The organism is Microtetraspora malaysiensis, assembly GCF_001528665.1.
GTDB classification, from domain to species: domain Bacteria; phylum Actinomycetota; class Actinomycetes; order Streptosporangiales; family Streptosporangiaceae; genus Microtetraspora_A; species Microtetraspora_A malaysiensis.
The window spans coordinates 19,482-32,188 of sequence record NZ_BBYJ01000005.1 but is presented as its reverse complement, the minus strand read 5'-3'; the positions used below and the strand labels follow the sequence as shown (position 1 = coordinate 32,188).

Sequence of the window (12,707 nt, the reverse complement as noted above, 5' to 3'; positions counted from 1 at the left end):
GCCGCCACGCCCGTGTTCATGGGACGTCGAGACGGTCGGCGAGCGGCAGGCGGACGACGAACCGCGCGCCGCCCGACGCCGACTCCTCGACCGTGACGGTCCCGCCGTGGGCCTCGGCGATGTCCCGGACGATGGCGAGGCCCAGCCCGGCGCCCCCGTGGCTCCGGCTGCGGGCCGTGTCCAGCCGGGCGAACCGTTCGAAGATCCACGCACGCTCGGCCGGGGGGATGCCGCACCCGTCGTCGGCCACGACCAGCTCGGCGTGGCCGCCGTCCTCGCGCACCTCGACCTGGAGCACGTGCTTGCCGTGCCGCTGCGCGTTATCAAGGAGATTGGCGACGAGTCGCCGGACCTCGTGGCAGACGACCTCGACCGTCGTTCCCGGCGTGAGCCGCGGCAGCACCGGCAGCGGGTCGGCGCGCGTGGCGATCTCGGTCTCGACCAGCTCCGCCAGATCCACCCGGGCCGGCTCACCGGACGCTCGCATCCCGACCTTGGCCAGCACGAGAAGATCGGAGACGATCGCCTGGAGGCGGTCCACGTCCCGCAACGCGCGGCCGAGGAGCTTGTCCAGCTCCGTCGTGTCCGGGTGGAGCTGGGCCTCCTCGAGCTGCGTACGGAGGCCCGCGATCGGGGTGAGCAGCTCATGTGCGGCGTCGGACACGAACTGCCGCTGCTGGGCGAGCATCCGGTCGATCCTTTTCCGGAGGCTCTCCGCCTCGTCCGACGTCGCGCCGTTCACGGCCGAGGACGGACGGGAGTTCCGGTCGGGGGCCGGAGCGGCCACCGACGTGCCGTTCACCCCGCCGACGGGGACGGGTCTCGGGTCGCGCTGACACATGACGCCCATCCAGAGTTCTTGTCACGTCCAGGAGAGGCACCGTCCGGGCCTGCTCGTCCGTGGTCCGGAGAGCCGAGGAGTGCCTTTCTTTAACGATGACGTCCCTTCGGCGCGCTGTCTGTGCGGGTAGCCACCATTTCCACCCCCATGCCAGCAGGGTTCCCGGCATTACCGCCAGCCGGTATGCCGGGACCGCCTACTCCCCCACCACGTCCGGCTCGAGAGCCGCGGGCAGCACGCCGGTCCGATGGAGGTGGTCGCGGGCGGCGGCGATGGCCTCGGGCGTGGTGGCGAAGACGTGGCCGGCCCGGTCGAGGTCGGCGATCACGCCCAGCGCGTGCAGGGGCTGGTGGTGGCCGTCTCTGATGCCGGAGATGTAGACGGTGATGCCGCGCCGTCGCAGCCGGGTGATGGCGTCGCCGAGAACGAGGGCGCCGCTGGCGTCGATGGCGGTGACCCGGGACATGCGCAGGATGACCACCGACACGTCGGCGACGTCGGAGAGCTCCAGCAGGAAGCGGTGGGCGGCGGCGAAGAACAGCGGCCCGTCCAGGCGGTAGGCGACGATGTGCTCGGCGAGCAGGGCGTGCTCCTCGTCGGTGTGGTCGCCGGGCAGGTCGGGGCGCAGCGGCACGGCGTCCAGGCGGACGTTCCGCGCGATGGCCCGGAGCGCGAGCGCCCCGGCCACGATCAGGCCGAGGATGACGGCCTGGACCAGGTCGAGCGCGACGGTGGCCAGCCCGGTCAGCACCAGGACGACGGCGTCGCCGCGGGTGGAGCGGAGCATCGCCTTGACCGAACCGGCCTCGACCATGCGGAAGGCGGTGGCCAGCAGCACGCCGGCCAGCGCGGCCAGCGGGATCTTGGCGACCAGCCCCGAAGCGGTGAACACGATCACCGCGAGGATCGCGGCGTGGGCCAGCGCGGCCAGCCGCGACTGGGCCCCGGACCGGACGTTCACCGCCGTACGGGCGATGGCGCCGGTGGCGGGCACACCGCCGAACAGCGGCGCGACAAGGTTGGCCAGGCCCTGCCCGAACAGCTCCCGGTCGGGGTCGTGCTTGTGGTTGACGCTCATGCCGTCCGCGACGGCGGCCGACAGCAGTGACTCCAGCGCGGCCAGCGCGGCCACGGCGACGGCGGGGGCGAGCAGCGAGCCGAGGGCGGAGACGTCGAGGAACGCCAGGGACGGCGCGGGCAGACCGGCGGGCAGCTCGCCGATGCGGGGCACGTCCAGGCCGGCCAGCTCGGCGCCCACGGTGGCGGCGGCCACGGCCAGCAGGGAGAAGGGCACGGTCGGGCGCAGCCGCGCGCCCGCGAGCATCAGCGCGGCCACCGCGACGGCGATGGCCGGCGGCCACCAGTTCGGATGGGCGAGGAAGTCGCGGGCGGCCTGCCAGGCCACCACGGTGACCTTGTCGCTGTGGGAGGCGGGCACGCCGAGCGCGCCGGGGATCTGCTGCAGGCCGATCACGCAGGCGATGCCGAGGGTGAACCCCTCCACCACCGGGGCCGGGACCAACGCCATGTACTTGCCCGCGCGCGCCAGCGCCAGCGCGACCAGCAGCAGCCCGGCCAGTACGCCGACCGTCAGCACGCCGGAGGCGCCGTGCGCGTGCATGATCGGCACCAGCACCACCGTCATCGCGCCGGTCGGCCCGGTCACCTGCAGCCCCGAGCCGCCGAAGACCGCGGCGATCGCCCCCGCGACCACCGCCGTGGCCAGCCCGGCGGCCGCGCCCAGCCCGGACGAGATGCCGAACCCGAGCGCCAGCGGCAGCGCCACGATCGCCACGGTCAGCCCGGCCAGCAGGTCGCGGCGCGGACGGCGGGCGTAGGCGGCGATCTCGGCCCGCTCGGGCAGCAGCGAACGCAGGCGGGCCCGGCTCGCCGACATCAGCGTGCTCATGAGACGCCGCTGTTCGCTTCGTCCGCCAGCAGCTCGCTGAGCAGCTCGTTCTGTCCCGTCAGCTTCTCGGTGAGGAGGACGCGGGCGGCGCGCAGCAGCTCGGCCACCCGCCCGCCGGCCAGGGCGTACACCATGGTGTTGCCCTCGCGCTGCGCGGTGACCATGCTCGAACGGCGCAGCACGGCCAGGTGCTGCGACAGCCCGGTCGGCTCCACCTCGATCGCGGCCAGCAGCTCGCGCACCGACGTCGGCCCGTCCTGGAGCAACTCCAGCACCCGGATCCGCACCGGGTGGCCCAGCAGCCGGAACAGCTCCGCCTTGGCCTCGTACAGCGGCACCGACATCACACGTCCGCCTTACCGGCCGGCCCCGCGCCGCCGTCCCTGCCGGGGCGCGGCCGTGCCGCACCCTGCGTCCTCGCGGGCGGCTCCTGCCCGGCCACGCCGGCGAATGCCCTGATCACGTCACTCCCGTGGTCCCGTTATCGCATAAGCGACAGAATGCAATTGCGCATTTTCGCAATTACGATACATCGGCGCACCGCATGCTCCGCACACAGGGGCCGGTGGCGACGGAACCTCGCCGGGCAATATCGGGATGCCGACCGCGCACGGCGGTCAATAGGGTGATGTGATGACGATCTTCGGCCCGGTCATCGACGTACGCCCCCTGTTCCCCCGCGAACGACGGGCCATGCTCGACCTGCTGCGCGCCCTGGATCCGGCCGACTGGGCCAGGCCGACGGTCTGCCCGGGCTGGGATGTGCACGACGTCGCCGGCCATGTGCTCAACGACTACATGCGGCGCCTGTCCGGCAGCCGGGACGGATACGGCGGCGCCGTCTTCGGCGACGGCGAGACGCTTCCCACCTATCTCGCGCGTACCAACGAGGAGTTCGTCCGGGCGACTCGCCAGCTCAGCCCACAGCTGCTGATCGAGCTGCTGGAGCACCTGGGACCGCGCCTGGACACCGTCTGGGCCGCACACGATCCGGAGGCGCCCGCCGGCCTGAACGTGTCCTGGGCGGCGACGGACGTCGACAGCCCCGCCTGGCTGGACATCGGACGCGAATACACCGAATTCTGGAGCCACCAGCAGCAGGTGCGCGACGCCGTCGCGCGTCCCGGCGCGACCGAGCCGGAACTCATGGCGCCCGTCCTGGACATCTTCGCCCGCGCCTTGCCGTACGCCCTGCGAGGGCACGACCGTCCGGAGGGCACCGCCGCGCACCTGGAGGTGCTCGGGACGGCGGGCGGCCGATGGAGCGCGGCGTGGCAGGGCGGCCGGTGGCGGATGGCGACGCCGGGAGACGAACCGGCCGCGCGCGTCTCGATGGGCCAGGACACCTTCTGGCGACTCGCGACCCGAGGCATCACCGTCGAGGAGGCCCGCCGGCGCTCGGAGCCGAGCGGCGATCCGGAGCTCACCGCCGCCATGACGACCCTGCTCGCGGTCGTCGCGGAGAACGGCGACAGCCGCTGAACAGGCGATCGAGCGCTTGATCTTCGGGGGTCATTCGCGCGACCGGGCCGGGACAGCGGCTCTCGGCGGGGCGGAGGTCGCGGACCGGGCGATGTGGTTCCGCAGCTCCGGCACCGCCCAGACGATCGCCGCCACGGTCGCCGTTGTGAGCAGCCCACCGGCGCAGATCACCACTCGGGGATCGAGGAGTGACGTGGCGGCCCCGTGCAGCAGGTTCGCGATGTGCGGGCCACCGAAGAGGACGACGGTGAGCGATCCCTGGATCCGGCCGCGCATGGCGTCGTGGGTGTGTGCCTGCGTGATGGCGTTGCGGAAGGTGCTCAGCACGAAGTTGACCGCACCGCCGAGGACGAGCGCCGCCAGTGCGATCCACAGCTGTGCGGCCAGTCCGAGGAACACGACGGTTATGCCCCAGGCGGCGGCCGCCCCCGCCATGAGCGCACCGTGGCGTCGGGCGCGAGTGAACGTGCCCGACAACAGCCCGGCTGCGACGACCCCGGCCGGATAGGCGGCGTAGAGCAGTCCCAGCTCCAGGCCGCCTCCGGCGGGTCCGCCATAGGTGTGCTGGGCGAGTTCCGGAAACAGGGCCGTCGGCATGCCGAAGACCATCGCCGCGAGGTCCACCGCGAGCACCGCCACCAGCAGCCGGCTGGCCGCGAAGTACCGGAAACTGGCCACTACCTGGCTGATCGTGGGGCGACGCCGACGGTGCCGCGCGGCCGGATCGCGCGATGATCCGGCCGGGTGCGGCTGCGCCGGCAGCGGTGGAAGCGGCGGAAGTGGCGGCAGCTTGGCGACCGCCCACACAACGGCCATCAGCGCGACGGCATCGAACAGGTACAGCGTGTCGAGCCCGACTATCGGGATCAGGACCCCGGCCAGCGCCGGTCCGACGATCGACCCGGCGTAGCGGGTCAGCGAGCTCAGGCTGTTCGCGGCCGGTAGCAGCTCGACGGGGACGAGGCGGGGCACCACCGCGCCCATCGTGGTCATGATCGCCGCGAAGGACAGGCCCTGGCAGGCGACCAACAGCATCACGACCGGGACGGACCGCCCGCCGAGCACGGCCTGGGCCCACAAGGCCGCGTACGTGAACGCGAGGCCGCAGTTGGCCGCCAGTAGCACTCTTCGCCGGTCCATGAGATCGGCGAGCGCGCCGATCCACAACGCCGCCACGACCAGCGCGGCGAACGACGACGCCGCCGCCGCGCCCACGACCGCCGAGGAGCCGGTCACCGTGTACAGCTGCGTCGGCACGGCGACCACGCTGAACGAACCGCCCACCGCGCAGACCGCCGACGCCGCCCACAATCGCCGGAAGGCCGCGACGGCCAGCGGGCGGCGGTCCACCGCGTAGGCGCCGAGTGACCGGACTTTCGACGCGCTCACCGCCCGGTGCCCGCGGGCCTGGCCGCGGCCGGCGCCTCCAGGCTCACCACGTCGGCGACGACGCAGGCGATGTTGTCGGGGGCGCCCGCGGCGTACGCCCGCGCGACCAGTTCGTCGAGCACGTGCTGGGGTGCGGCGGGCCCGGTCAGCACCTCGCGCAGCGATCCGGCGGGGACGACGGCGGACAGGCCGTCGGAACACAGCAGGTACCGGTCACCGGCCGCGGCCTCGTGCAGCGACAGGTGCGGCCGGGCCCCGCCGGTACCGGTCAGCGCTCGCGCGAGCAGCGAGCGTCGCGGATGCGAGGCCGCTTCCTCCTCGGTCAGCCGGCCCTCGTCGACCAACGACTGGACGTAAGTGTGGTCATGGGTGATCTGGAACAGTTCCCCGTCCCGTACGAGGTAGGCCCGGGTGTCACCGATGTGCACCAGCGCCAGCCGGGAACCCGACCACAGCAGTGCGGTCAACGTGGTGACCGCCTCACCCGACGGTGTCGACGCGGCGATTTCCCCGATCATCCGGTCGGCTTCGCCGACCGCGTCGGAGAGAGCGCCCAGCAGGTCCTCGGCCGGGACGGCCATGGTCTCCAGCGGTTTGAGCGCGTCGACGGCCGCCGCGCTCGCGAGGTCCCCGGCCGGGCCGCGGACCCCGTCGGCCACCGCCAGCAGCCGGGGGCCGGCGTACGCGGTGTCTTCGTTGCTCGTGCGCACCAGTCCCGACTCTGACCGGGCGGCGTAGCGAATCCCCAGTACGGTCGCCGTCTCTTCCACGGTGCTTCCTCTTCCCGACAGGTAGTCGACGAGGAACGTGGCCAACTGCCCGCGGGCGGCGGTCTCGGCCAGCACCTGCTCCCAGTAGCGGGCGATCTCTTCGGCCGCCGCGCTCGCCGGCAGGTCGCACACCTGCCGGATGCGGGCCAACGGCATGCCCAGCCGCCGCAGCCAGGCGATCAGCCGGGCCCGCTCCAGCTGCGCCGGATCGTAGAACCGGTATCCGGACTCTCCGTCCACCGCGGCCGGGCGCAGCAACCCGAGTTCGTCATACAGCCGCAACGCCTTCGGCGACAGCCGGGCTGCCCGAGCGAACGCCCCGATTGTCAGCAGCCGCACCGCTCCTCCTCGTCCCGGCCGCCGTGGCCGGTACGGACGATGCTGCTGCTTCACCCAGGGGGAAGGTCAACACGCCGCCGTGTTCCCGGCGTCGGCCGTCCGGCGTACGCGGGCCCTCCCGCGGCGCGGCGACGCCGTACCGCGGGAGGGCCCGTTTGGGGGCGCGGGTCAGGCGGCCGCGCGGGCGGCCAGCGCGACCGTTGCCTGGCGGGTGACGCCGTTCACGGTGACGGCGACCACGACCTGCCCCGGGCGCAGCGCCGTGATGGTCCCGGTCTCCGGGTCCAGCACCGCGACGTGCCACGGCTTGGCGCCGGCGCGATCGCCGACGTGCAGGTTCGGGGAGCCGGACCAGTCGGCCGAGGCCGGATAGGCGGCGGGCACCGTACGGCCGTCCTGCGTCAGGGTGGCCGACACGCGGCCGGACTCGCCGACCTTCATGGAAGCGGGCGCGGTGAGGGTCAGCTCGTCCACGTGCGGGCGGACCTGCGTGCCGATCCAGGTCGGCGCGTCCACGAACCAGTTGCGCCGGACGTGCTCGGCCTCCTTCGCCGTCACCGGGTCGACGCCCCACAGCGACCAGCCGGTGAACCCTCCGTCGTCGGCCGCCGTGGCCGGGTTCTTGCCGGAGTTGCCGTTGATGAAGTACGGCACGGCGTCGACGTGCGAGGCGTGGAACGTCCCGACGTGACCACCGATGTAGGCCGCTCCCTTGCCGGTGGTGCGCTGGAAGTCGGCCAGCCAGCCCTCGACCAGCGCGGCCTCCTTGCGGTCGCCGAGCTGGCTGCCCTTGCCGGGCGTGGGGTCGCGCGGAGGCACGTGGAACAGCACGGCCACCGACCCGATCGCGGGGTCCTTCGCGGCCGCGTCGAGCTGCTTCCTGAGCATGGCCACCTGTTCGAACCCTCCGCCGAGCAGGTTCAGCCGCGAGGTGTCGAGGGTGATGAAGCGGGTGCCCTTGTGGTCGAACGTGCCGTAGGTGTCGCCGAAGACCGCCTTGAAGTTGTCGATCTTTCCGCCCATCACCTCGTGGTTGCCGGGCACGTAGTGGAACGGCAGCTCGCCGCCGAGTTCCTCGTCCAGGATGCGCTTGGCCAGCGCGAAGTCCTCGGGGGACGCCTCGTCGACGAGGTCGCCGTCGATGATCAGGAATTCGGGCTTGGCCGCCTTGATCTCCCGCAGGGTGCGGCGGACGTTGGCGACGATGTCGCTGCCGGGGTCGCGCGCCACGAACTGGCCGTCGGACATGACCGCGAACCGCCACGGCATGCCGGCCACCTCGGTGCCGGTACGGACGACCGGGTCGGTCACCTTGACGGCGGCCGGGGCGCTCACCTGCGGCGGCACCTTGGCGACCAGCCCGTCGATGGCGATCTCGCCGTTGTACAGCGTGTCGGCCCTGGTCTCCGCGACGTAGAAGCGCCGGAGCTTCAGCGGGTAGTTCACCCCGGGCGGGACGGCGAACTCGACGTACTTCCAGCCGGTCCAGGTGAGGTAGGGGCCGCGCAGGATCTGCGACTGCCCCTGGGCGTCGTAGAACTCCAGGCTCGGCCACTCCCCGTGCCCGGAGGAGCTGATCCACATCCCGAACGCCTGCGGCTGCCCCTCCACGGTGATCTCCCGGGGTGGGCTGGCGTAGGCCGCCCGCGTGGCGGTCGACTGGGTGAAGTCGTACGCGAGCCGTAGCCCGCCGCCGCTCTGACCCGGCGTCGGCGACAGCGATCCGGTGGCGCGCGCCGCGGAGAACGTCCAGGACGCGGCGTCCTCGAAGTCGGCGACCGAGACGTCCTGGTAGCCGATCGTCACCGGCACCGCGGTGGTCACCTTGCCGGCCGTGACGGTGATCGTGCCCGAGCCGGTCGCCTTCTTCGACGTCACCGTGAACAGACCGTGCTCGGCGGGGGCGACGTCGAACAGGGTCGTGTCGTAGTCGAGGCGCAGGTCGCCGGGCTCGATGGGAGCGGAGTTGCCGTTGCGGTCGTAACCCACCACGCCGAAGACGCCCGCGTCGTCCGCGCCGCCGAGGCCGACCAGGTCGGCCGTGGCGCCCAGCCGTTCGAGGGGCTGCAGGACGGTGAGCTCGATCGTGCCCTTGACGCCGCCGCGCGAGGCGGTGACGGTCGTCTGGCCGGGCGTCGAGGCGTGGAAGACGCCGTCGCGGCCGACCTGCCCGTGCACGGCCGGTGTGGCCCGCCACGAGGGCGCGCCGGCCACCGGGCCGTACGTCTCGTCGTAGCCGTCGGCGGTGAGCTTGCGGGTGAGCCCGGGGAAGACCCGGTCGGTGCTCCCGCCCGCGGTCGGACCGGTGCCCGGCGCCTTCACCGGGTCGGCGGCCGTCTCGACCCAGAAGCCCTTGAGCTTGCCGCTGCCGGCGGGGGCGTAGAGGGCCAGGCCGTTGGGGACGTGTCGCTCCTCGCCGTCGGAGGGGCTGTTCTCCACGCGGGCGTCGGCGGAGCCGGGCTTGCGGGCGAGCATCGTGGAGGAGCCGCCGCCGTCGAGGTTGATCGCGTTGTGCGCGCCGAGCTCGGCCATCATGGCTCCGAGTTCGGTGAGGGTGACGCCCCGGCTGTCGGCCTGGCGGCCGTCGACGGTCAGCATGTACATCGTGCGGCCGTCGGCGGAGAAGCCGACGGCGGTGCGCGGGTGGGCGGCGTTGTCGGAGGAGACCTGGGCGGCACCGTCCTTGACGAGGATGTCACCGCCGCCGACCGCGGTCTTGACGGCGCCGCCGTCGGAGGCCTTCGGCTGGTACGCCACGTCGACGCGGTCGCCCGGCTTCAGCCGGGCGAGGGCCGCCGCCCCGGCCTCGCGGCCGAGGAGGATCGTCGTGCCCGCCGGGATGGGGCCGCCGCCGGCGGCGGAGCGTACCTCGGCGACGGCGCCGTCGCGGAGCACGACCTCGGTGACCGCGGCGGCGCCCGCGACCGCGCGGCCGCGATCGTAGGAGCCCCAGAGCGGGGTGAACACGCCGACGCCGCCGGCCTGGATGAGCTGGTTGAACTGGGTCAGGGTGATCGGTTCGCCGCCCGCCGGGGTGGCGCTGCCGTCGAACCGCATCTGCAGCACGCGCCCGACGCCGTCGGGCGTGAGCGCGACCGCGTTGCCGTGGCCGGCGACCGGGGACTGGACGAGCTCCCCGTCGCGGACGCCGACGCCCTGGGCCGCCCCCGAGTTGTTGATGTCGAAGAAGTCGCCGTTGACGGCGGCGATGGCGCGGCCGCGCTTCACCGGCCCGGACAGCGGCTCGGTCTTCGACACCTCCCCGGAGAAGACGTAGCCGGCGCTCGCGCCGCCGGTGAGGTCGGCGGTGATCGCGTCGGCGCGTAACCAGCCGGCCGCGTCGTAGCGGTCGAACGAGGAGAGCGTGACACCCGGCGCGACCGGCCGGGTCTGCTTCGCCGTCTCCAGCCGCTGCGTGCCGGGGGTGGCCAGCAGCGTGGAGGCGGCCGGATACGAGGACGCGGGGGCGGCGTCCTCGACGAGGGGGTGCTGTGGCTGTGGGGGTTGCGCGTCGGCCGTGGCGGGCCCGGCGGTCGCGCCGAACGCGAGCAGCGGGGCGAGGAGGGCCACGGCCAGCAAGCGGGGGTGGTGACTTTGATGACGTTGTGACACGAGCGAACTCAATCGCGTTCTGGTTACAAGTTTCAAGACTTGGACGTGTCCTAAAAGAAAACTTCATGCGGCCTCCGCGATCTCCCATCCCACCGCGGATTCGGCCCCACACAGGCGAATACCGCCCCAGGCCTGGGCAAATGACCACTGCCGCCAACGCCGCCCCCGCCACCGAAGCCGACCCGAGCGGAACAAGAAAACCGGCGCCGCCCTTTACAATGTAGATCACTGCCGGGGCGTCACGGGCGCCGATCACGGCCGGCGCGCCCCACATTGTCGAAGCCGGGCCCGACACGAGAATGGGTGCGACCAGGATGCGGATATTTGTCCAGTCCCCTCAGGCCACCAGGAGATTGCCCATCATGGCCATGTCCTCGTGTTCCAGGTTGTGACAGTGGAAGACGTAGCGACCTGGGTAGCCGTCGAAGCGAACGATGATCTCGGCCTGTTCGGCCGGCCGCAGGTCGAGGGTGTCCTTCCAGCCCAGGTCGTAGGCACCGGGCCCGCCGTTGCCGCGCGAGAGCACCTGGAACGGCGCCAGGTGCAGGTGGATCGGGTGATGGAAGTCGGTGATGAGCCGCCAGACCTCGACCGTGCCGAGCCGGGCACGGGCATGGACGACGTCGGGGCCGAACGGGAGGCCGTTGATCGTCCAGCCGGTCATGCCGTGCATCGTGTCGTGCCGGAAGCGCAGGGTGCGGGTGACCACGGCATCGGCGCGGTCCAGCGGAACGATCCGTGAGAGCCGGTCCGGCACGCGGCTGTCGTCGTGGGCCGCACGGGCGACGCGGAACCGCATGACCTGTGCCGTCGGGCCGCTGCCGAACTCGTTGACCAGCGTGACCTCCTGGCCGACGCGGTAGGCGCCGAAGTCGACCACCACGTCGTACCGCTGGGCGGGCGCCATCTCGATGGCGTCATGCCGTAGCGGACGCTCCAGCAGCCCGGCGTCGGTGCCGATCTGGACGAGCCCGCCGCCACCCGGTGGGGGCGGGTCCAGGGCGAGCCGGTAGCGCCGGGCGTTGGAGGCGTTGAGCAGCCGCAGCCGGTGACGGGCCGCGGAGACCTCGGCGAGCGGCCAGGGCACACCGTTGACGAGGATGACGTCGCCGAGCACTCCAGGGCTGTAGGCGTCCATCACTCCCGGCGTGGTCAGGGTGGGGTCGAGACTCGGGTACAGCAGCGAGCCGTCCTCGGCGAACGACCGGTCGGCGATCATCAACGGCAGGTCGCGCTCGCCCCGGGGCAGCGGCAGCGCGTCCTCCTCGTCGTCGTGCACGAGATGGAAGCCGGCGAGCCCGCGCCAGACGCTGGGACCGGTGAAGTCCATCCGATGGTCGTGGTACCAGAGGGTGGCGGCGCGCTGCTCCAGCGGATAGCGGTAGTCGCGCTCCCCGATGGTGACGGCCCCGGCCATGTCATGGTGGTGTCCCTGGCCAGGAGCGACGGCGACGGGCATCAGCAGGTCGGTCGGGTAGCCGTCCTCGGACGAGGGCGTCCGGCCGCCGTGCAGGTGGACGACGACCGGCGCCGGCAGCTCGTTACGGTGCCGCACGACCGTGGGCCGGCCGCTGCGCGACACGATCGTCGGACCCGGGAAGATGCCGTTGTACCCCCAGATCCGGGTCCGTAGGCCCGGGATCAGCTCGACGTCGGCCGCTCGCTGTACCACCTCGTAGTGGTCGCCGGCTGCGTCGCTGCGCACCGGCGTCAGCACCGGCGGGACGGCGAGGGGCAGGCGAAACCGGGCCGGGAGCGGGGCCCGGCTCAGCAGCAGAGTGCCGGTCGAGGTCGACCCGTGTATGCCCGACAGCAGCGGCACCCCGACGCCCGCCGCCACCGCCGCACCGCCCAGCACACCGAAGAAGTTCCGTCTGTTCATCGCCTTCATGCCCGCCCGCCGCCCTCCGCCGAGCGGGGCCGACGCCAGGCCCAGTGGACGAGGACGACGGCCAGAAAGATGATCGAGACGCCGAGCGGAATGTGCACGGTGAGCATGCGCGCGAAGCCGAGCACGATCTGCAGGGCGACCAACCCGAACAGCGCAAGGCACGCGAGCACCGGCCAGAACGGCCCGCCGCCCGGCCATCTGATGGGTATCGCGGCCACCGCGGCGACGAGCACGGCGATGCCGGCCGCAGTGGCGTTCTCCCGGTGCGTGTGGAGCGCGGCGAATGTACCCGACAGGAACTGCCCGGCGAACACCGCCTGGTCGAACAGCAACACCGCGGCCACCGTCATCGCGCCCCGGAAGGGCCACCGAACCCAACGTCGTGCCCGGCGGACCTGGCCATCACCGGTCTCGGCAAGTAAGGGGGAAGTCGTCATCGATCCTCAAATGGGCGAGGCGAGATAGTCTCAGATG

General features: G+C 72.6%; 9 protein-coding genes and 1 pseudogene. 1 reads left to right on the top strand and 9 read right to left on the bottom strand.

Going from position 1 to position 12,707, the window contains the following annotated elements; translation table 11 throughout:
• Positions 1 to 16: 16 nt before the first annotated feature.
• The 4 genes and pseudogenes from AWQ71_RS44845 to AWQ71_RS02960 all read right to left on the bottom strand — a co-directional run bounded on the left by AWQ71_RS44845 (position 17) and on the right by AWQ71_RS02960 (position 3,094).
• A complete protein-coding gene (locus tag AWQ71_RS44845; protein ID WP_439650358.1) occupies positions 17 to 487 on the bottom strand; it encodes a sensor histidine kinase in 471 nt (156 codons plus the stop codon).
• Between the two features lie 15 nt (positions 488 to 502).
• Positions 503 to 688: pseudogene (locus tag AWQ71_RS44840) on the bottom strand (histidine kinase dimerization/phospho-acceptor domain-containing protein); the annotation flags it as partial.
• 349 nt (positions 689 to 1,037) lie between these two features.
• A complete protein-coding gene (locus tag AWQ71_RS02965) occupies positions 1,038 to 2,750 on the bottom strand; it encodes a SulP family inorganic anion transporter (RefSeq protein WP_174550666.1) in 1,713 nt (570 codons plus the stop codon).
• The gene (locus AWQ71_RS02960; RefSeq protein ID WP_067126287.1) at positions 2,747 to 3,094 is read right to left on the bottom strand and encodes an ArsR/SmtB family transcription factor; all 348 of its coding nucleotides are present in this window, start codon (positions 3,092 to 3,094) and stop codon (positions 2,747 to 2,749) included. The genes AWQ71_RS02965 and AWQ71_RS02960 overlap by 4 nt, the downstream gene beginning before the upstream one ends.
• A gap of 289 nt (positions 3,095 to 3,383) precedes the next feature.
• Here AWQ71_RS02960 and AWQ71_RS02955 point away from each other — a divergent pair, with 289 nt between their 5' ends.
• A complete protein-coding gene (locus tag AWQ71_RS02955; protein WP_067126284.1) occupies positions 3,384 to 4,232 on the top strand; it encodes a maleylpyruvate isomerase family mycothiol-dependent enzyme in 849 nt (282 codons plus the stop codon).
• 30 nt (positions 4,233 to 4,262) lie between these two features.
• Here the strand turns inward: AWQ71_RS02955 and AWQ71_RS02950 are convergent, their stop codons facing one another.
• The 5 genes from AWQ71_RS02950 to AWQ71_RS02930 all read right to left on the bottom strand — a co-directional run bounded on the left by AWQ71_RS02950 (position 4,263) and on the right by AWQ71_RS02930 (position 12,583).
• Positions 4,263 to 5,621, bottom strand: coding sequence for an MFS transporter (locus AWQ71_RS02950; RefSeq protein ID WP_084258420.1), 1,359 nt, complete (start codon positions 5,619 to 5,621; stop codon positions 4,263 to 4,265).
• Positions 5,618 to 6,730, bottom strand: a complete 1,113-nt coding sequence (locus AWQ71_RS02945) for a MerR family transcriptional regulator (RefSeq protein WP_067126278.1) — start codon at positions 6,728 to 6,730, stop codon at positions 5,618 to 5,620. The genes AWQ71_RS02950 and AWQ71_RS02945 overlap by 4 nt, the downstream gene beginning before the upstream one ends.
• A gap of 168 nt (positions 6,731 to 6,898) precedes the next feature.
• Positions 6,899 to 10,300 carry a phosphodiester glycosidase family protein gene (locus AWQ71_RS02940; RefSeq protein WP_245658118.1) on the bottom strand — a complete coding sequence of 1,134 codons (3,402 nt, stop codon included), beginning with the start codon at positions 10,298 to 10,300 and terminating at the stop codon, positions 6,899 to 6,901.
• 379 nt (positions 10,301 to 10,679) lie between these two features.
• Positions 10,680 to 12,224: a multicopper oxidase family protein gene (locus AWQ71_RS02935; protein WP_084258549.1), complete on the bottom strand. Its 1,545-nt coding sequence runs from the start codon at positions 12,222 to 12,224 to the stop codon at positions 10,680 to 10,682.
• Between the two features lie 5 nt (positions 12,225 to 12,229).
• Complete coding sequence (locus tag AWQ71_RS02930; RefSeq protein ID WP_067126268.1) at positions 12,230 to 12,583, bottom strand: hypothetical protein; 354 nt, start codon at positions 12,581 to 12,583, stop codon at positions 12,230 to 12,232.
• Positions 12,584 to 12,707 lie beyond the last annotated feature (124 nt).